Origin of the sequence: Parabacteroides distasonis ATCC 8503, from assembly GCF_000012845.1 — a bacterium.
Taxonomy (GTDB): domain Bacteria; phylum Bacteroidota; class Bacteroidia; order Bacteroidales; family Tannerellaceae; genus Parabacteroides; species Parabacteroides distasonis.
Window position 1 is genome coordinate 4,428,952 of sequence record NC_009615.1, and the last position, 19,470, is coordinate 4,448,421.

The 19,470-nt window shown below is 36.1% G+C and carries 22 protein-coding genes; all 22 read left to right on the forward strand.

From position 1 onward, the window contains the following. Positions 1-24: 24 nt before the first annotated feature. The 22 genes from BDI_RS18075 to BDI_RS18180 all read left to right on the forward strand — a co-directional run bounded on the left by BDI_RS18075 (position 25) and on the right by BDI_RS18180 (position 19,469). Positions 25-1,167, forward strand: a complete 1,143-nt coding sequence (locus BDI_RS18075; RefSeq protein WP_012056093.1) for a dTDP-glucose 4,6-dehydratase — start codon at positions 25-27, stop codon at positions 1,165-1,167. A gap of 8 nt (positions 1,168-1,175) precedes the next feature. Then, positions 1,176-1,595, forward strand: coding sequence for a sugar 3,4-ketoisomerase (locus BDI_RS18080; RefSeq protein WP_012056094.1), 420 nt, complete (start codon positions 1,176-1,178; stop codon positions 1,593-1,595). Then, on the forward strand, positions 1,573-1,992 hold the full coding sequence (locus BDI_RS18085; protein WP_012056095.1) for a sugar 3,4-ketoisomerase: 420 nt from the start codon (positions 1,573-1,575) through the stop codon (positions 1,990-1,992). Before BDI_RS18080 ends, BDI_RS18085 begins: the two co-directional genes overlap by 23 nt. Before the next feature lie 42 nt (positions 1,993-2,034). Next, the gene (locus tag BDI_RS18090; RefSeq protein WP_012056096.1) at positions 2,035-3,003 is read left to right on the forward strand and encodes an ATP-grasp domain-containing protein; all 969 of its coding nucleotides are present in this window, start codon (positions 2,035-2,037) and stop codon (positions 3,001-3,003) included. A gap of 33 nt (positions 3,004-3,036) precedes the next feature. Further along, positions 3,037-4,140 (forward strand): DegT/DnrJ/EryC1/StrS family aminotransferase, encoded by a 1,104-nt coding sequence (locus BDI_RS18095; RefSeq protein WP_012056097.1) that lies wholly within the window; start codon positions 3,037-3,039, stop codon positions 4,138-4,140. Then, entirely contained in the window at positions 4,131-5,429 is a 1,299-nt protein-coding gene (locus BDI_RS18100; RefSeq protein ID WP_012056098.1) for an O-antigen translocase, read from the forward strand. The genes BDI_RS18095 and BDI_RS18100 overlap by 10 nt, the downstream gene beginning before the upstream one ends. Before the next feature lie 4 nt (positions 5,430-5,433). After that, entirely contained in the window at positions 5,434-6,966 is a 1,533-nt protein-coding gene (locus BDI_RS18105; protein WP_012056099.1) for a hypothetical protein, read from the forward strand. 205 nt (positions 6,967-7,171) lie between these two features. Then, on the forward strand, positions 7,172-8,146 hold the full coding sequence (locus BDI_RS18110; RefSeq protein WP_127908263.1) for a hypothetical protein: 975 nt from the start codon (positions 7,172-7,174) through the stop codon (positions 8,144-8,146). A 20-nt stretch (positions 8,147-8,166) separates the two neighbouring features. Then, positions 8,167-9,279, forward strand: a complete 1,113-nt coding sequence (locus BDI_RS18115) for a glycosyltransferase WbsX family protein (RefSeq protein WP_012056101.1) — start codon at positions 8,167-8,169, stop codon at positions 9,277-9,279. Between the two features lie 17 nt (positions 9,280-9,296). Beyond that, entirely contained in the window at positions 9,297-10,007 is a 711-nt protein-coding gene (locus tag BDI_RS18120) for an IspD/TarI family cytidylyltransferase (RefSeq protein WP_012056102.1), read from the forward strand. Beyond that, positions 10,004-10,999 (forward strand): NAD-dependent epimerase/dehydratase family protein, encoded by a 996-nt coding sequence (locus BDI_RS18125; protein ID WP_158303809.1) that lies wholly within the window; start codon positions 10,004-10,006, stop codon positions 10,997-10,999. Before BDI_RS18120 ends, BDI_RS18125 begins: the two co-directional genes overlap by 4 nt. Next, complete coding sequence (locus BDI_RS18130; protein ID WP_012056104.1) at positions 10,996-11,910, forward strand: LicD family protein; 915 nt, start codon at positions 10,996-10,998, stop codon at positions 11,908-11,910. Before BDI_RS18125 ends, BDI_RS18130 begins: the two co-directional genes overlap by 4 nt. A gap of 11 nt (positions 11,911-11,921) precedes the next feature. Next, on the forward strand, positions 11,922-12,326 hold the full coding sequence (locus BDI_RS18135) for an acyltransferase (RefSeq protein ID WP_012056105.1): 405 nt from the start codon (positions 11,922-11,924) through the stop codon (positions 12,324-12,326). 22 nt (positions 12,327-12,348) lie between these two features. Beyond that, positions 12,349-12,579: an acyl carrier protein gene (locus tag BDI_RS18140; protein WP_041525627.1), complete on the forward strand. Its 231-nt coding sequence runs from the start codon at positions 12,349-12,351 to the stop codon at positions 12,577-12,579. Between the two features lie 26 nt (positions 12,580-12,605). Beyond that, positions 12,606-13,340, forward strand: a complete 735-nt coding sequence (locus BDI_RS18145; RefSeq protein WP_012056107.1) for an SDR family NAD(P)-dependent oxidoreductase — start codon at positions 12,606-12,608, stop codon at positions 13,338-13,340. A gap of 9 nt (positions 13,341-13,349) precedes the next feature. Continuing rightward, entirely contained in the window at positions 13,350-14,348 is a 999-nt protein-coding gene (locus BDI_RS18150) for a 3-oxoacyl-ACP synthase III family protein (protein ID WP_012056108.1), read from the forward strand. Further along, positions 14,287-15,309 (forward strand): GNAT family N-acetyltransferase, encoded by a 1,023-nt coding sequence (locus BDI_RS18155; RefSeq protein WP_012056109.1) that lies wholly within the window; start codon positions 14,287-14,289, stop codon positions 15,307-15,309. The genes BDI_RS18150 and BDI_RS18155 overlap by 62 nt, the downstream gene beginning before the upstream one ends. 104 nt (positions 15,310-15,413) lie before the next feature. Continuing rightward, positions 15,414-16,157, forward strand: a complete 744-nt coding sequence (locus BDI_RS18160; RefSeq protein ID WP_122135412.1) for a polysaccharide deacetylase family protein — start codon at positions 15,414-15,416, stop codon at positions 16,155-16,157. Between the two features lie 38 nt (positions 16,158-16,195). Then, a complete protein-coding gene (locus BDI_RS18165) occupies positions 16,196-16,810 on the forward strand; it encodes a sugar transferase (protein ID WP_012056111.1) in 615 nt (204 codons plus the stop codon). Between the two features lie 9 nt (positions 16,811-16,819). Next, on the forward strand, positions 16,820-17,467 hold the full coding sequence (locus tag BDI_RS18170) for an acetyltransferase (RefSeq protein WP_012056112.1): 648 nt from the start codon (positions 16,820-16,822) through the stop codon (positions 17,465-17,467). Positions 17,468-17,472: 5 nt separating this feature from the next. Then, complete coding sequence (locus tag BDI_RS18175) at positions 17,473-17,892, forward strand: VOC family protein (protein WP_012056113.1); 420 nt, start codon at positions 17,473-17,475, stop codon at positions 17,890-17,892. 2 nt (positions 17,893-17,894) lie between these two features. Continuing rightward, a complete protein-coding gene (locus BDI_RS18180; RefSeq protein ID WP_012056114.1) occupies positions 17,895-19,469 on the forward strand; it encodes an HAD-IIIC family phosphatase in 1,575 nt (524 codons plus the stop codon). Position 19,470: the final 1 nt, after the last annotated feature.

Sequence of the window (19,470 nt, forward strand, 5' to 3'; positions counted from 1 at the left end):
ATAATTGACTAAAAATAACGAATGATGGAATTTAAGCGGAATATACTTATAACAGGAGGAGCCGGATTTATTGGTAGCCATGTGGTGCGCCTGTTTGTGAACAAGTATATTGATTGTCATATCATTAACTTGGATAAATTGACATATGCTGGGAATTTGGCAAATCTTAAGGACATAGAGAACAGGCAAAATTACACTTTTGTAAAGGCTGATATTTGCGATTTTATAAAGATTCAAGAGTTAATGGTGCAATATGAAGTGGACGGTGTGATTCATTTAGCAGCAGAAAGCCATGTGGATCGGAGTATCAAGGATCCGTTCACTTTCGCTCGAACGAATGTGATGGGAACCCTATCCTTATTACAAGCGGCCAAATTGTATTGGGAATCGCTACCTGAAAAATATGAAGGTAAGATGTTTTACCATATCTCAACGGATGAGGTTTATGGTGCGTTAACCATGAGTCATCCGGAGGGAATAGAACCGCCATTTATCACTACCGCTTCCTCGGGTGGGCATCACCATGCCTACGGAAAGGATTTCTTTTATGAGAATACCAAGTATAACCCACATAGTCCATACTCCGCAAGTAAGGCGAGCAGTGACCATTTTGTTCGTGCATTCCACGATACCTACGGGATGCCGACTATTGTGACTAATTGTAGTAATAATTATGGCCCTTACCAGTTCCCAGAGAAGCTGATTCCCTTATTCATTAATAATATTCGTCATCGCAAACCCCTGCCTGTTTACGGAAGAGGCGAGAATGTGCGGGATTGGTTGTTCGTTGAAGATCATGCCCGTGCCATTGATTTGATATTTCATCAGGGTAAGGTTGCGGATACCTATAATATAGGGGGCTTCAATGAATGGAAGAATATTGATATCATCAAGGTGATCATTCGTACCGTAGACCGTTTGTTGGGACGTAGGGAAGGAGAGGATATGGATCTCATCACTTATGTAACCGACCGTTTGGGACATGATGCTCGGTATGCCATTGATTCTACCAAATTGCAGAAAGAACTAGGTTGGGAACCTTTATATCAATTTGAAGAAGGTATTGAAAAGACCGTAAAATGGTATTTGGAGAATCAGGAATGGATGGATAACATCACGAGTGGGGAGTGTGAGAGGTATTATGATTCTATGTACAACGGTAGGTGAGAAAATATATGGATAACAAGCCGGTAATAATAGAGCTACCCAAGTTTTTAGATAAGCGGGGTAATCTTTCCTTTGTAGAGGAATTCCAGCATGTTCCATTCAAAATCGCACGTAGTTATTGGATATACGATGTGCCGGGAGGGGAAGTGCGTGGAGGTCATGCCTATAAGAAGAATGAAGAGTTTATCATCGCATTGTCGGGAAGTTTTGAGGTTCATATTGATGATGGGATACGACAACAGACATTCCTGTTGAATCGATCCTATTACGGACTTTATGTGCCCAAAGGGGCTTGGAGGGAAATGGTCAATTTTTCAACAAACTCATTGGCCTTAGTTTTAGCGTCTATCCCTTATAGTGTGGATGATTATATATACGATTATCAAGAATTTAAAAATTATACTCATGCGAACATCCAGTGTTTATGATTGTACAATGATAGAGCTTGATAAACATCATAGCGACCGAAAAGGAAACTTAACAGTAGTAGAGAACCTAAAGACTGTCCCTTTTGATGTGAAACGCGCTTATTATTTGTATGATGTCCCTGGTGGTGAGAGTCGTGGTGGCCATGCGCATAAGGAGCTAAGCCAATTGATTATTGCTGCAAGTGGTAGTTTTACGGTTACATTGGATGACGGAAATGTAAAACGAACTTTCCATTTGAACCGTCCTTATCAAGGGCTTTATATCGTTCCGGGTATATGGCGTACATTGGATGATTTTTCTTCGGGTTCTGTATGCTTGGTTTTGGCTTCGAATGGGTATGATGAGGGGGATTATATAAGGGATTATGATAAATTTTTAGAATTTAGGAGAGATTAGTATTTTGTTTTTCATTGTGATAAATCTGCTAATTTTAATATAATGAATAATAATCAAACAAGAGTCTTGATTACTGCAATAGGTACAATGAATTGTACAACTATAATAAGTGAATTAAAGAAGGCTGAAGAGGTTTTTTATGTGATTGGAGCTGATATAAATGGAAAATATAGTATTGCAAATTCCAATGAAGTTGATGAATTTTTTCAATTTCCCTCTGTATTACATGATAGGGAAGGTTATGTTCAATATCTACTGAATTTTTGTAAGGAACATAATGTAGAGGTGTTTTTTTGTGTGGTAGATGAAGAAGTTGAGGTTGTTGCAAAACATAAAGAAGATTTTAATGCTATTGGTATTACATTGTGTCTCGCAAATATAGATGCTATAATTACTTGTCATAATAAGAATTTATTTGCAGAATGGTCGGAAAAAAATATCGCAAAATATTGTATAAAGAGATATGAAAATATAACGGATGTTAATAATGATAATTTTCCAATATTTATCAAACCTGTTGAGGGAAGAGCTAGTATAGGATGCAGAAAAATTGAAAATATGGAAGAGCTGTGGAAGTATGCTAGTGTTTGGGATAATTATATTGCTCAAGAATATGTGACAGGTGAAATTGTTTCTGTTGACATAGTCCGTAATAGAAAAACAGAGCAATTTGAGGTTGTTCAAAAATTAGAATTACTCCGCAATAGTAATGGGTGTGGTATTGCGGTGGAAATTGTAGATATTCCTGAAATACGACAACTCTGTTGTATAATTGCAGATATCTTTAATTTGAATGGTGTGATAAATGCAGAATTTTTCATAACCAATAAAGGCCTAAAAATCATAGAAATTAACCCTAGGCTTCCGGCTGGTATTGAATATTCATGTATGGCTGGTTTGGATGTTGTGCTTAATGCTTTGCGTATAGCTCGTGGAGAAGCTTGTATTTTTAAGGATATTAAAATAGGAGCTCATTATGCAAAAAGATATGAAACGTATGAGATAAAATAATGAATCATAAGAACAACTTAAAGTATAAATAATATGATTCCATTTCTTTCATTAAAAGATTTGACTGCTCTTCACGCAGAGGAGATTCACGAAGTTGTGTGTCGTGTGGTTGATAGCGGTTGGTATTTACAAGGTAAGGAAAATGATACTTTCGAGACTAACTATGCCAAATATATAGGAACAGGGTATTGTATTGGTTGTGCAAATGGTCTTGACGCACTTATATGGATATTCCGAGCGTACATTGAATTGGGCGTGATGAAACCTGGTGATGAGGTGATTGTTCCTGCTAATACCTATATAGCTACGATTTTGGCAATAACAGAAAATGGTTTGAAGCCGATTTTAGTAGAGCCGAAACTCAATACGCTTGAGATTGATGAAGACTTGATAGAAGAGGTCATTACGCCTAGAACGAAAGCTATTGCCATTGTCCATTTGTATGGACGTATAGCTTATACGGAGAAAATCGGAACGTTATGCAAAAAGTACGATCTGAAATTGGTGGAGGATTGTGCACAAAGTCATGGTTGTTTCTATCAAGATGGACGTATGACTGGCAACTTGGGGGATGCGGCAGGCCATAGCTTTTATCCGGGTAAGAATTTAGGGGCATTGGGTGATGGCGGTGCGGTGACGACGAATGATAAGGAATTAGCTGTAGCCATCCGAGCGTTGGCCAATTATGGAAGCCAAAAGAAATACGTATTTAAATATACGGGACGTAATAGTCGTTTGGATGAAATCCAAGCAGCCGTGTTGGACGTGAAGCTAAAATATTTAAAGGAAGACAACGCCCACAGAAAGATGATCGGAAAATATTATATAGATCATATAAACAATCCGCATATCAATTTTCCGGATACGCTTCCTGAAGAGCAAAATGTATTTCATCTTTTTCCGGTATTTTGCGAAAGGCGGGATGAGCTCCAAGCTTATTTAACCAAGAATGGAGTAGGTACGGTTATACATTATCCGATTCCTCCTCATAAACAGGAGTGTTATAAGCAATGGAATGAACTAGCATTCCCGATAACAGAACAAATAGCCTCACAAGAATTGAGCTTGCCTATAAGTCCTGTATTGACAATAGAGGAGGCAACTTATGTGGTAAATGTATTGAATAAATGGGAATAGTTCATAAAATTCTCTCTTTCAGCCAACGGACATTAAAGGCGGACATCGTAAAAGTCTTTTCCTTTACAGCCATGTCTACCGTGGTAAAGATGCTTACGGGGCTGATTAGCGTTAAAGTGGTAGCCTCAATAATTGGTCCTTCTGGAGTGGCTTTAGTGGGACAATTGAATAATTTCGCTACAATTGCGATGTCTTTAGCCAGTGGAGGTATCAATAACGGTATCACCAAATACGTGGCTGAATATAAAGAGGATAAAGAGAGAATCAAGGACTGCTTATCGACTGCGTTGCAGATCACGGCTGTCTGTTCATTACTTGTTGGTACTTTTTTGATTCTCTTCAACTCTTATTTAAGCAAGGTCATCTTATTATCACCGGATTATAATTACGTTTTTATCATATTTGGTTTTACAATCTTATTGTATGCTTTAAATCTAATGTTAATCTCGATTCTTAACGGGTTTAAGGAATTTAAGAGATATGTAAGGATTAATATTGCCAATAGCGTAATAGGCTTGATTTTCACATTGTCATTTGTTTCTGTTTTAAGATTGCCCGGTGCTTTGATCAGTGCCGTGACCTATCAAAGCATTATGTTCTTTATTACGCTTTGGATGATGCGGAAATTACCTTGGTTTACATGGGGTAATTTTAAGCGGAAGATAAACGGTACCTTGTCGAGGAAATATATGCACTATACCTTGATGGCGCTTACTACAGCGGCTACGGTACCTGTTTCCCAAATGTTGTTGAGAGGATATGTGATTTCAGAGATATCGCCTGTAGAAGCAGGTTGGTGGGAAGGCATGAACCGGATCTCTCACATGTATCTGATGGTGATTACAAGTTCGTTTTCTGTTTATTATTTGCCACGCCTTTCGGAATTGAAGGATTCTGTTGAGATCAAGCGGGAAATAGTGAAGGCTTACAAAGTGATTGTTCCGATGTTGTTGGTCGCTTTTACTTTGGTTTACCTGTTGCGTACTGTCATGATCCGTATTCTTTTCACACCGGAGTTCTTGCCGATGGAGAATCTGTTCTTTTGGCAATTGGCTGGAGATTTTTTTAAGATATGTAGTTGGCTGTTATCTTTCTTACTGGTCGCTAAATCTATGACAAAAGCATTTGTATCAACAGAAGTGTTGTTTTCTTTGAATTTTGTGATATTGGGTTTCTTGTTTATGCGTATGAATGGTGTAGTAGGAATCAATCAGGCGTACTTGGTGAATTATGTGGTGTATTTGATTTGTATGGTTTTTATTTTTAGAAGAATATTGTATGTAAAATAGTCTTTTGGTAGAGTTAATTGTAATTGAAGTGATGAAACATAGGGTAGATTGGAATAATATTTGTTTGACAGCAAAGAAAAATATACATCAAGATGTTGAGGCTGGAAATTTAAACTTGGCACTAAAAAAGATTCGGTCGGTTCTTAATATAGAAATAAACAGTTCGATTTATAGAGATGATGAGCTGGAGTCTATATTGTTAAAAATATCTGATATATTATTTCCAGAAGAATGTTTATTTCACCCCATACAAGGTAATTATGTGTTCTGTGATTCTATGATGTGGGATGATCATGGTTTGACTCAACAATATCTTAGTGCAATAATGAATATGGGCGTTAATATATTATATATAAAAACAGAGCTTTCGGATCACCCTAGTGAAGAAATACAATCTATGTTGGATAAATATGAGAAAGCTTCAGTTATAAAGATTAGTAAGGATACTGATTTCGTAAAATCTATACAATTGATATATAATAGTATAGTTGAATATAGACCTGAGAAGATTTTTATTCATTCTTTTTCTTGCCTTGACGTTGTTGTTTTAAATAAGATTGCATCTTCTATTAGATATAGAATAAATTTAGGTAGTCATTTGACTTGGGTTGGTATCAATTGTACGGATATTATGCTGGAGTTTGATGATTTTGGCTATACTGTATCTTTGGAAAAACGTTGTTTTCCTAAGAATAAAATGTTTAAACTACCTTTTTATCCGGTTCTTGATAGTCATTGTTTTGAAGGATTTGATTTTCCTCTACAGGAGGGAGCAGTTCTAATGTTTACAGGAGGAGCTTCATATAAAATCAAAGATAAGAACGATACTTTTTTGAATATTATTAAAAAACTAATTGAGAATAATAATTCATTGATTGTTCTTATTGCTTTGCGAGACAATAATGAGTATGTGAGTAAATTTATATTAAAAAATAATTTGTATGGTAGATTGATAAATCTTAGTTATAGAAAAGATATAAATCAAGTATTTAAACATATTGATATTTTTCTTCAAACTTATCCTACTGTTGGTGGCTTAATGTTAAAGTATGCAATGTTAAATAGAAAACCTGTTCTATCCTTTGTTTTAAAGGAAAGTTTTGAATCTTACTCTAAGATTGATGATAAACCAGTTGATTTTGGCGATCGAACATATAGACTTGCATATACAAATTTGGAAGAATTTCATGAAGAAGCGAAAAAATTAATAGAAGATAGGGTGTATAGGGAGTCTATAGGAAATGTGCTGGGTGATTGTGCGTTGGATGAACTTAAATTCAATGATGAATTTAAGAGGATAATTTTAGGTGATTCAGAGTTGAATTTTAAGTTTTCTAAATTGTCATTGGATTATGATGTGTTGGATAAAAGATTTTCTGACTCGGAAGAAACTAGAGAGAGTATTTATTTTGCAACATTGTTACGAAGTTATGGGCTGAATTTTTTATTTTTGTTTTATCCGTTGTTTTTATTTAGATTTAATGATGTGTTGAATACTATTTGGAGGTATTTAAAAAATAAATATGTGTTAGGCTGATTGATTTAGTTGGATGTGCAATGTGTTTCCTAAGTATGATGATACTTTATATACAGAATTATTTGGTATGCAAATACGAAAATATGTTCTATTCATATTTCTGATAGGTTTGATATTATCCTCTGAGTTGTATTTCTTTTGGGGATTAAAAGTTGGCAATTGTGGACAGTTACTATGTGGAATATCGGTTTTGATTCTATCCGGTATGAAGGTTGAAGAAAAGAGTTTTACTTCTAGCTTCTTGTTTCTTGTTTTTTATTTGTATGCTTCTTTATATGTATTAGATCTTAATTTATTAGGCAGATTATTTTCTTTTTTGCCATTTTTTGTCTTTTTCTTGAAGAAGAGAGATGTACAGATAGTTTATACTCTGTACCGGGATTTTTTTGTATATACGATAACGATTTCATTGGTTGTCTATTTTTTAGTGGTATGGATTGAATATGATTTACCTCATTCTATAATAGAACCTTTGAATAATTTAAAATCATACAATTATTTAGCTTATCCTTTTTGTGTAATACCAGATGAAAACTATTTTTCTTATTTTCGTTTTTGTGGTTGTTATGATGAGCCGGGTGTAGTAGGTACTATTGCAGGGGTTATGCTCATTACAAACCGATGGAATATGAGGGATTGGAAGAATGTGGTTTTGTTGCTGAGTGGGGTTTTTAGTTTCTCTTTGTATTTTTATCTACTTCAATTTTTATATTTCCTGCTTTATGCAAAGGTGCAGTATAAGATTCTCGTTTTATTGCTTTTGACAGACCTGTTTCTGTATTTGCAAAATGATGAGTTAGTGAACAAGTTTATTTTAACTCGTTTGGATTTTTCAGGAGGCGAGTTTTCTGGAGATAATCGTACAACAGCTTCCTTTGATAGTTGGTATAAGAATTTTTTGTTCACAGCGAATTTTTGGATAGGATGTGGAAAAGGTATGGCAGAAATAGTCGATTCGGGTGGTGCCTCCTATAAACATCTAATAGTGGATCATGGTTTTATCATGTTTACTATTTATATGTTCTCATTTCTTTATCTTATTTGGAGGAGCCATTCAATGTCTAAAAATTTCTTGATTATGTCTATTGTACTTTTTTCTTTGATTTATCAACGACCATTTATTTTTAGTTATTTGTATTTGTTTTTGTTGATATCTCCTATATATGTTTTAAAGAGATAATATTTTAATTTTTATTCGTAATGTCTAGTAAAGTAAAAGTAATAGCTTTTTATTTACCTCAATTTCATCCTATACCAGAAAATGATGAATGGTGGGGGAAAGGATTCACAGAATGGACCAGTGTAGGGCGTGCTAAAAAATATTATAGAGGACATTATCAACCTCGAGTTCCGGCTGATTTGGGGTATTATGATCTACGTTTACCGCAGGTGCGTCAACAACAAGCTGATTTGGCAAAAGAGGCTGGTATTTCAGCTTTTTGTTATTGGCATTATTGGTTTGGTAATGGAAAACAGCTGTTGGAAAATCCGTTACAGGAAGTTGTTAAGTTAGGGGAACCAGATTTTCCTTTTTGTTTAGGATGGGCAAACCATACTTGGCTAAATAAATCGTGGAACAGAGAGAAACAGACGGTTATACCTAAGCCTTTGATATTGCAAGAGTATCCTGGGAAAAAAGATGTTGATTGTCATTTCTATACTATGCTGCCAATGTTTAGAGATCAGCGTTATTTTCGAATTCATGGAAAGCTCTTGTTTTTAATATATGCGCCATTGGATATACCGAATTTCAAATATTTTAAAATGAGATGGAACGAATTAGCGAGTCAAAATGATTTACCAGGATTTTATTTTATTGCAAATTCAGAAGATATATCCAATATAAAGAATCCCATTATTCGAGAGTTTGAAGCTGTTTCTCTGTGTCGGTTATATTCGGCTTGGAATATAGAAGGGAAAAAAGTGAATAATATTGTTATACGTATTACACGTAATATATCTCGTATTTTAGGGTATTCTTTGAATAAAATTTCATATAAAAAGGCTATAGAAAAAATTGATACTCCATATTATGAGGAAGATAGAGTGTATCCTAATATTATACCGGGTTGGGATAACTCTCCTCGTCGTGGGCCCGGAGCATTTATCTTTCATAAAGCTACACCTGCATTATTTAAGAAACATGTAAAGATGATATTGAATAGGATAAAAGATAAACCGGATGAGGATAAGGTTATTTTCCTTAAGTCATGGAATGAGTGGGCTGAGGGTAATTATATGGAACCTGATTTGAAGTGGGGAAAAGGATATATTAGGGCTTTGAGAGAAGCCTTGGAAGAGGATGCTAAATGATTTAAAATTAATACATTATGAATATCGCATTATTAACCGCCGGAGGAACCGGCACTCGTATGCATCAAGATATACCCAAGCAATTTCTTCATGTTAAGAATAAACCTATTTTAATTTATACATTGGAGGCTTTTGAGCGGCATCCTAGTATAGATGCTATTATTGTAGTAGGGTTGGAACGTTGGATTGATATTATATGGGCATATGCGAAGCAATTTAATATAACTAAATTGAAATGGGTGGTATCAGGTGGAAACACTGGTCATGAATCGATTCGCAATGGCTTATTAGAATTGGAGAAACATTGTGACATTTCTGATGTTGTAATGATACATGATGGGAATCGACCGATGATAAGTCCGGATATTATATCGGATAGTTTGGCCAAACAAAAAGAGTTTGGAAGTGCCGTTGCAGTAATTCCTTGTGTGGAGGTGGTCTTTAAAAGTAAAGATGGTCAATCATCCACTATAAATATACCTAGAGATGAACTACTTCGTACACAAACTCCTCATACTTATGAGCTAGGAAAATTATTGTGGGCACATAGGGAAAGTGATCGATTGGGCATTTCAAATACGGTTGCTTCTTGTGATTTGATGTGTAGACTGGGGGAGACTGTATATTTTTCGAAAGGATCAGAGCGGAATTTAAAGATAACGACAGTGGAAGATATAGAGATTTTTACTTCGTTGTTAGATTATAGGAAAGAGGAGGGATTGAAGTGAATGTTGGAACGTTGATAGGTGATTTAAAAAGCAAGTCTATTTTGATAACTGGAGCATCTGGTTTGATATGTTCAGCTTTTATAGATCAATTAATGGGCGATAATGAACGAGAAAATTTAGGTATAAAGATCTATGCAATAAGTAGGAATAAGGATTACGCTCAAAAAAGGTTTCAACAGTATTGGAATAATCCGTTATTTACATTTATGCAACATGACATTATAAAGCCTCTTTCATTGGATGTTCCGCTAGATTATATTATCCATGGAGCGAGTAACGCCTCTCCGAAACGTTACGCTACAGATCCGGTCGGAACTATGAAAGCCAATCTTTGGGGCGTGGCGAATACGTTGGATTTGGCCAAGGAGAAACAAGCTCGCCTTTTGTATATTTCATCTGGTGAAGTCTATGGAGAAGGAGATGGAACGGATTTTACGGAAACTTATAGTGGCTATGTGGATTGTTTAAATCTCAGAGCTTGTTACCCTTCTGGTAAGCGAGCTTCTGAGACGTTGTGTATTGCTTATAAAGAGCAATACGGTGTAGATATTGTAATTGCTCGTCCATGTCATATTTATGGTTCAGATATTGGACGTGACGATCGAGCATTCGCTCAGTTTTTGCGAAAGGCCCAAGTGGGTGAAGATATTATATTGAAGAGCGAGGGACAGCAGATTCGTTCTTATTGCCATGTAATGGATTGTGCTTCGGCGTTGTTCTATATCTTATTACGAGGAAAGGATGGAGAGGCTTATAATATTGCCAATCGAGAATCGATATTATCCATTAAAGAGTTGGCGGAAATGATAGCGAATATGGCTGGGGTAAAGATAGTATATGATATTCCTTCCGAGCAAGAAGTAAAGGGGTATTCTAAAGTGCAACGAGCGGTCTTGGATTCTTCCAAATTAGAGTCTTTGGGTTGGAAGCCGTTTATCTTTTTAGAGGATGGATTGAATAGAGTTTTAAATAGTATGATGTGTCATAAATGAAACGAGTCGGAGATTATATAAATGCTAATTTGTCACAAATAAGTGTTCTTCGGGAACTTACTGATAAAGAAAGGGAACGATTGAGGAAGTGCTTGTTCTCCATATATAAGGATATAGCGTTAGTTTGTAGTAAATATGGGCTTTGTTTTATGTTAGGAGGGGGATCTGTTTTAGGTGCGGTAAGACACAAGGGCTTTATTCCTTGGGATGATGATATCGATTTGATGATGCCTCGCGAAGATTATATGAAATTTATTTCTGTTTTTAATAAAGAATTAGGAAATAAATATGATTTGTTTTATCCTTTCTCTAATGAAGGAAACTTTCAATATTTTGTTCAGGTATCAAGAAAAGATACAATTCTTACGAAGGTGAATGAGTTGAAAAAAATGGGAGTATTAATAGATATAACACCAATTGATTATGCTCCTAATTCTAGGTACTTGTCTAGATTGATTCATTTCTTAGTACAGATATTGAGGTCTATAATGTATGCGGTAAAATCTTATAAATCGAATGATGTCAATTATAAAGCTGTGATGTTTTGTTCTTTGAGGACAAAAATTATTTATTGTATCGCAAAATGTATGGGTTTTATATTTTCTATTTTTCCTTTGAAATCTTATTATCGATTATATGATAAATTGATATCGAAAATACATTTAAGCAGATTTATGACTATTGCTATGGGTAGGAAGTCTTATTGGGGAGAAAGACTACCTTGTGATGTTTTTTTACCGGTATCTAAGGGGATGTTTGAAGGTGTTGAGGTGAATTTGCCCTGTGATCCTGATACTTATTTGAGAAATTTGTATGGAGATTATATGCAAATCCCACCAGTAGAAAAACGTGAGCGCCACTTTTATACGGAGTTTGACTTGGGTGTTGAGTCCTCAAATGTTGGACAATAAATTATGTGTTTATGTTGATTAATAAAATTCGAAAATTTTTATTTGGAAAATTAGTCCATTTCTATCCATGGTATTTACGTAATATATATAAGATGGATATTGGTCATAATGTCCGTATCTCTTGGCGAGCTAATTTGGATCTTACGATAAATCCAAGAGGAATACATGTTGGAGATAATACTTTGATTACTAGGGGGGTATATATTATGGCACATGATGCTGCTCGTGGTATAAAAGGTGATGTCTATATAGGTGCCAATTGTTTTATAGGGATTGCGTCTATTATATTACCGGGGGTACATATTGGAAATAATTGCATTGTTGGAACTGGGGCGGTTGTTACCAAAGATTTTCCAGACAATAGTATTATCGCTGGTAATCCTGCGAAAAGGATCAAAGAGAATACATATATATAATGAAAGATTTAATAGTTTGAATATGGAAATAAAAGATTTTGTACAAAATTTTGCGGATCAATTTGATGACACAGAGGCTGACCTGTTTACGGCCGGGACAAAGTTCCGAGAATTGGAAGAGTGGAGTTCATTGATAACCCTCTCCATAATCGCCATGGTTGATGAGATATATGGTGTGGAGATCAAGGCTGATGACCTAAGGAAAGCTGAAACGATAGGTGATTTGTTTGAGATCGTGTGTGCTAAAGGATGAATAGGCTGAGTTATAATCCTTTTTCTTTGGAGAATAAAACGTTTCTGGTGACAGGGGCCTCTTCCGGTATTGGACGTTCTATTGCGGTGGAATGCTCTCGACTAGGAGCTAGCGTGTATATTACTGCTCGCAATGAGGAACGTCTATGTAAAACCTTATCACAGATGGAAGGTGAAGGACATCAAATGATCCTGTCCGATTTATCCGAGGAAGGAGATATTGATCTTTTAGTGAATAAGCTACCTCCGTTGGATGGAGTCGTGCATTGTGCGGGAATACAGGAACGAATGTTGTGTAAGATGCTTAAATCTTCGGATATAGAAAACATAATGGCTATTAATTTCAATGCACCGATTTTATTGCAACGTACATTGTTGCGAAAGAAAAAAATATCCAAAGGAGCTTCTATTGTTTTTATAGCTTCCCGTGCGGCTTTTGCTCCAACCGTAGGTAATGCGCTTTATGCCGCTTCAAAAGGTGCGATTTTATCTTATGCCAAGGTACTAGGTTTGGAGTTGGCGTCACGTCAGATTCGTGTGAATAGTATTTGTCCGGCTATGGTTTGGACGGACTTGACTCGAAAAGATGAAACTAAGACGGGGGCTGATTATAATGAAGTTCAAAAATCGTATCCTTTACAGCGGTACGGAAAACCGGAAGATATCGCTTATTTGGCGGTTTATCTACTTTCGGATACTTCCGTTTGGATGACGGGGTCGGCTATAGATATAACAGGTGGAGGTGAATTAACTTTGGTATAATCATAAGATATGAAGGCATATATAAAACGAATATCATATTATTTGCCCCCAAAGATTCTTTCCAATGAAAAGTTGGTAGAGGAGTTTCCTGAATGGACAGTTGATAAGATTGCTTCGAAGGTGGGGGTGAACAATCGACATGTGGCAGGTGAGCAGGAGACTGCTTTGGATATGGCGGTGGCCGCTGCCAATAATTTGTTTGCTATAAATTCGGACATAAAACGAGAGGATGTTGATTTTGTGCTTTTTTGTACACAAAGTCCGGATTATTTCCTGCCTACTTCTGCTTGTTTGATTCAAGAACAGTTGGGGTTACGTACCAATATTGGGGCGATAGACTATAGCTTGGGTTGTTCGGGCTATGTGTATGGATTGGCTATCGCTAAGGGATTGATAATAGGGAGAATTGCGAAGAATGTGCTGCTGTTGACGGCAGAGACTTATTCGAAGTTTTTACATCCGAGAGACAAGGGGAACCGTACCATATTCGGAGATGCGGCTAGTGCGTCGATTATCTCGACCGAAGGATTTGCGGAAATAGGAGAATTCGCATTGGGAACGGATGGGAAAGGTGCTAATAATCTCATAGTCCGTACAGGAGCGTCTAGGGAAAAGAAGACTAAAAATGATTTGTCTTTTGATGAGAATGGCAATCCCGTTTCATCTGATTACCTATATATGAATGGTGCGGAAATATTCACTTTCACTCAAAAGAATGTTCCTGTAGTGGTGAAAGATACATTGTTGAAAAATAATCTGGAACAGCCTGAAATTAATTTGTTTGTTTTACATCAGGCCAATAAATATATGTTGAACTTTCTTCGGAAGAAGATGAAAATCGAAGAAGAAAAATTCTATTATTTCCTGTCAGAGGTGGGAAACACGGTCTCGAGCAGTATTCCGTTGGCGCTTTGTGAGGCAAAACGAGAAAATAGATTAAACGGAAATGTTCTTCTTGCCGGCTTTGGGGTTGGTTATTCTTGGGCTGGAGTGGTGCTTAAAGCGTGAGTTGGGTATGCGTATTGTTTGTAAAAGGACGGATGAATTGTCTTCTAGCGAATGGAGGCAAATTGTGGCGTTGTTTGAGTCCGTATTCGAACGGGAAAACTCGATTGAACGTTTAAAGGAGGCATATACCCAAAATGTTTTAGGCTATTCTTTTCATGCTATCATAGAAGATGATGATCAAATAGTAGGCCTTAATTCTTATGTACCGGCCTACTATTTGTTTAAAGGGGAAAAGATGTTGTTTGCGAATAGCGTGACTTCTATGGTCGCAAAGAAATACAGAGATTTTTTCAGCTTTTTTGATATGGTAAAAGCCGCATATAGCTATATGGCTAAGAATGGAGTCTCTTTTGTTTTTGGTTATCCTAATGATAACTCCTATCCGGTCTTGCTGAAGTCGAAATTGATGAGAGAGATCGGAAAAATGAGTATTCATTGTTTACCCTACCGGATTGGGGGGATAAAATCTGCTTTATCATTCTTGAATTTATTTTCCGTATGTATCAGCCGATTGTGGGTTGGATTTTTAGGCTTATTTGCGAATCCTGATATTTATGATTATCAGATACATAAAGAGGAGGAGAGTTATAATCGGATGCGTTACAGTCGCCAGGATGGGGATTATCGTAAAATAAACGAAAGAGGGTGTGAGTTTGTGTATAAAATAATGAGATACGATCATATTTGGACGGCCTTCTTGATAGACGTGTCTCCTAAATCTTCAAGGAATTTCAATAAGGCCCTTCAATATCTGATAAAACATCAAGGGAAAGAGTTTGACTTGATTTTATATATAGGGAGTATACCTTCTCTATATACAGGTCTTATTCGTATACCTGAAAGGCTTGAGCCTAAACGATTTAATTTTATGGGGCGTATATTGGATTCTAAAAGTATTGATAACGCTATTTGGGATTTACATCTTTGGGATACTAATCTGTCAAATTACGATTTATTATGAAAATTCTGACGTTTGATATAGAGGATTGGTGGGGGTACGATTATTATAAGTTAGGGGATAGGTCGGATTGGGAACCACGTTTGGATAAATACCTTCGGGTAGTATTGGATTTATTGGATGGAAGAGGAATCAAAGCGACTTTCTTTATTTTGGGAGAAGTGGCTGTCTCAAATCCGGCTGTCGTTAAAGGTATAGCGGAACGAGGACACCATATAGGATGTCATTCGTTTTCCCATACTTTTTGGAAACAACCAACGGAAAAAGAAATTAAGGAGGATACCTATAAAGCGTTGAATGCGATAGAAGATTGTATCGGCCAGAAGGTAACTGCTTATCGTGCGCCTGCGTTTTCTATTACGAGAGAAAATTGTTGGATTTTGTCTGTTCTTGCGGAGGCTGGTATTTTATATGATTGTTCGATTTTTCCTACCAGTCGTAGTTTTGGTGGTTTCCCGGAGTATAAAAGTAAGTTCCCTAGTAAAATAGAGATAGATGGGGTATCTATCAAAGAGTTTCCGATAGCTCCATCTACAATATGGGGACGTGAAATTGTATATTCTGGAGGGGGATACTTCCGCATATTTCCGTATTTTAAGATAAAGGCTTTGACGGTTGATTCTGATTATGTTATGACTTATTTCCATATTAGGGATTTTGATAAAGAGCAGGCCCGTACGTTTGCGACTCTAGAAGGCGAATCTGTTCTTACAAGGTATTTTAAGAATTATATAGGCCTAAATTCCTGTTTTAAGAAGTTTACGAGATATGTTTCCGATTTTGACTTTTGTAGTGTAAAAGAAGCGGATGCGGAAATTAATTGGGAAGAGTTACCTGCGATTCGTTTGTAACTCGGTAGGTAGTGAGTCCTTGTAATTATTCAGTTATTATGTATAAAAACTTCTTTAAGAGGATGATTGATTTCATCCTTGTGTTCTGTGCATTGGCTATGATCTGGCCGATATTATTGCTGATTACCGTATGGTTACATTTTGCCAACAAGGGTGCCGGCGCATTTTTCTTACAGGAGCGTCCGGGTAAGAATGGTAAGATATTCAAGGTCATCAAATTCAAGACAATGACGGATGAGCGAGGTGCTGATGGGAATTTATTACCTGACGCTGACCGGCTAACGAAAGTCGGTAAGTTTGTCCGTTCCACCTCAATCGACGAGTTGCCCCAATTGATTAATGTTTTGAAAGGAGATATGGCCTTGATTGGCCCGAGGCCGTTATTGGTACAGTATCTTCCTTTATATAGTAAAGAGCAAGCTCGCCGGCACGAGGTACGACCGGGAATAACGGGTTGGGCACAAATTAATGGAAGAAATAATATTTCTTGGGCAAAAAAATTTGAATTAGACGTTTGGTATGTAGATCATTGTTCTTTGTCTATTGATATAATGATTGTTTTTAAAACCATAAAAAAAGTTTTATACAGGGAAGACATTAATCAAGTAGGTGGAGAGTGGGCAACGATGGATCCTTTTACTGGAAATAATTGATATAATAAAATGAGAGATATTGCGGTATATGGTGCTGGTGGTTTTGGATGTGAAATCGCTTGCTTAATTAAATTAGTTAATGAAAGTCTTCGAAAGGCTAGATGGAATTTTATAGGTTTTTTTGATGATAATGAAAAGTTAAGAGGAGCTAGTAATAAATATGGAAAAATTCTTGGGGGCAAATCCGAATTGAATGTTTGGGATATGCCTTTGGATATAGCTGTGGCAATAGGATCTCCTAAGATATTGAAGTGCGTAGTCGAAAAAATTATAAATCCTAATATTACATTTCCTAATATTATTGCCCCCAGTGTTGATTTTCTGGATGAATCAAGTGTTCAATTCGGAATAGGCAATATTATATGTAATAAATCTGTTTTGAGCTATAATACTTCGTTAGGGAATTTTAATTTACTTAATGTTTTTACGCAATTAGGCCATGATAGTAAAATTGGAAATTATAACATAATTATGCCTTCAGTGAATATTTCGGGAGGAGTTGTTGTGGGCGATTGTAATTTATTTGGAGTTAAATCGACAGTTCTTCAATATAAGAAAATAGGTAATAATGTTAATATAACTCCAGGCTCTGTAATGATGAGAAACGGGAAGGATGAAAGAACTTATTTAGGAAATCCTGCAAAGGTGTTTATGTAATAATTATGCTGGATTCAATGACTTTTCATCACATAGGGTTGGCTGTAAGATCTATTGATCTTACAGCTGCTATTTATGTGAATGCGGGGTATAAACAATCTGTAACGATTTTTGACCCTGTTCAGAATGTGAATATTTGTTGGTTGATAAAGGAAAATATGCCAACAGTGGAACTTTTAGCACCAGTTGATGAGACATCTCCTGTTTGTAAAAGCTTGGAGAAAAATGGAGTTTCGCCTTATCATACTTGCTATGTGGTAAATGATATTGAGGGTGCAGTAGCGGATTTACGTAAGATGAAATATATAGTGGTGTCTAAGCCGGTGGAAGCTCCTGCTATTCATAATTCTAAAGTAGCATTTTTATATAATAAGAATATTGGTTTAATAGAGCTGGTTGAAGAACCGGCAGAAGTAACTTTTTAACCATGAGGTACGTTTTTAGAAATAATACAGTAGAGCGCTTTTTCTCAAAAGGATATGTCTTTTCAGGTTATGATGACATTAGTGTGATCCCTACAGGCTTTGAGTATTATGTGTGGTGGTATCAGGTGCCTATAAAGTTTGAACGGCAGGTTTTGGCTGAGGAAGTTAATGGTTATATTCAAAAATTCAATTTCGTGCTTCAACAGATAGATCCTGATAAGATGTTTGTAGCTTTGACTATGGAGGCCTTTTATGATGCTCCGTTTACGGATGACGATAGTTTGTTGACTAAAGCTGTGTCTGATTATAATACTGCTTTATTTGAAACTGAACGTTCACACACAAATTTAAAAGTTGTTGATTTGGGAGATTTTGTTCGTCAATATCCTGTCTCTGAATTGATGGACTGGAAGTTTTATTTTATTTCTCAAATGGGTATGAATCCTAAGCTAAACAAACCTTTTCAGGCATGGTGGAGTCGTAAATTGGATAGTATAGCATTGAAACGAAAAAAATGTCTTGTCCTTGATTTGGATAATACCCTTTGGGGTGGAGTGCTAGGAGAGGATGGGGCTGACGGAATCCAGATAGGTGGAGATTATCCTGGCAAGGCTTTTTTATATTGGCAAGAAGCTTTGATCCAGTTAGCTAAGACAGGTGTGATCTTGACAATTTGTTCTAAAAATAATGAACAGGATGTTCTGGAGGCTTGGGATAAAAATCCATTTATTCTATTGAAGAAAGATGATTTTAGTGCTTATCGTATCAACTGGACAGATAAGGTAACAAATATTAGAGAGTTAGCAGACGAATTGAATATAGGGTTGGATAGTATGGTGTTTGTTGACGATAATCCGACAGAGCGAGAATTGGTAAAACAAATGTTGCCGATGGTAAGTGTCCCGGATTTTCCGGAGCATCCTTATATGTTACTTGAGTTCTTCAAACAATTAGTGAATGATTATTTTAAGGTTTACAGTATAACTGAAGAAGATCGCAAGAAAGCAGAACAATATAAGGCTGCGGCTAGTCGTTTAAGAATGCAAAAAAAATTTGCCGATTTTGACGAATTCTTAGAGAGTTTAGATATCCAGATCATAATAGAGGCTGTTAATGAATTTAATATCCAACGCATTGCTCAAATGACTCAGAAAACCAATCAGTTTAATCTTACAACAAAACGTTATACGGATGCTGATATACGGAACTTTATGACAAATGGTTGGAAAATTTGGTGTATCAGTGTTGCTGATAAGTTTGGTAATAGTGGTATTACAGGATGTGCGATGGTTAATGGCAATAAAATAGATACATTTTTGTTAAGTTGCCGTATTTTGGGAAAAGGTATAGAGATTGCTTTTGCTAAAACACTATTTAAAATATTGGTGTCTGAAGGAATGCTGGAATTAAAAGCTCAATATATACCTACAACTAAAAATATGCAAGTAAAGGACTTTTATGATAAGCTGGGATTTTCTTGCATAATGGAAAAAGAAAATGGGAATAAAGAGTATGCATTGAATTTATCATCGATGGATTTTTCAGTAAAAAAGTATTATCATATCACAGTGAAATAAA

Excerpts from the sequence above, each read along its gene's own strand:
- BDI_RS18095 (WP_012056097.1), top strand. The coding sequence starts at position 3,037 with ATGATTCCATTTCTTTCATTAAAAGATTTGACTGCTCTTCACGCAGAG.
- BDI_RS18075 (WP_012056093.1), top strand. The coding sequence starts at position 25 with ATGGAATTTAAGCGGAATATACTTATAACAGGAGGAGCCGGATTTATT.
- BDI_RS18100 (WP_012056098.1), top strand. The coding sequence starts at position 4,131 with ATGGGAATAGTTCATAAAATTCTCTCTTTCAGCCAACGGACATTAAAG.
- BDI_RS18120 (WP_012056102.1), top strand. The coding sequence starts at position 9,297 with ATGAATATCGCATTATTAACCGCCGGAGGAACCGGCACTCGTATGCAT.
- BDI_RS18140 (WP_041525627.1), top strand. The coding sequence starts at position 12,349 with ATGGAAATAAAAGATTTTGTACAAAATTTTGCGGATCAATTTGATGAC.
- BDI_RS18180 (WP_012056114.1), top strand. The coding sequence starts at position 17,895 with ATGAGGTACGTTTTTAGAAATAATACAGTAGAGCGCTTTTTCTCAAAA.
- BDI_RS18080 (WP_012056094.1), top strand. The coding sequence starts at position 1,176 with ATGGATAACAAGCCGGTAATAATAGAGCTACCCAAGTTTTTAGATAAG.
- BDI_RS18155 (WP_012056109.1), top strand. The coding sequence starts at position 14,287 with ATGTTCTTCTTGCCGGCTTTGGGGTTGGTTATTCTTGGGCTGGAGTGG.
- BDI_RS18165 (WP_012056111.1), top strand. The coding sequence starts at position 16,196 with ATGTATAAAAACTTCTTTAAGAGGATGATTGATTTCATCCTTGTGTTC.
- BDI_RS18170 (WP_012056112.1), top strand. The coding sequence starts at position 16,820 with ATGAGAGATATTGCGGTATATGGTGCTGGTGGTTTTGGATGTGAAATC.
- BDI_RS18135 (WP_012056105.1), top strand. The coding sequence starts at position 11,922 with ATGTTGATTAATAAAATTCGAAAATTTTTATTTGGAAAATTAGTCCAT.
- BDI_RS18115 (WP_012056101.1), top strand. The coding sequence starts at position 8,167 with ATGTCTAGTAAAGTAAAAGTAATAGCTTTTTATTTACCTCAATTTCAT.
- BDI_RS18090 (WP_012056096.1), top strand. The coding sequence starts at position 2,035 with ATGAATAATAATCAAACAAGAGTCTTGATTACTGCAATAGGTACAATG.
- BDI_RS18085 (WP_012056095.1), top strand. The coding sequence starts at position 1,573 with ATGCGAACATCCAGTGTTTATGATTGTACAATGATAGAGCTTGATAAA.
- BDI_RS18150 (WP_012056108.1), top strand. The coding sequence starts at position 13,350 with ATGAAGGCATATATAAAACGAATATCATATTATTTGCCCCCAAAGATT.
- BDI_RS18110 (WP_127908263.1), top strand. The coding sequence starts at position 7,172 with ATGAAGGTTGAAGAAAAGAGTTTTACTTCTAGCTTCTTGTTTCTTGTT.
- BDI_RS18130 (WP_012056104.1), top strand. The coding sequence starts at position 10,996 with ATGAAACGAGTCGGAGATTATATAAATGCTAATTTGTCACAAATAAGT.
- BDI_RS18175 (WP_012056113.1), top strand. The coding sequence starts at position 17,473 with ATGCTGGATTCAATGACTTTTCATCACATAGGGTTGGCTGTAAGATCT.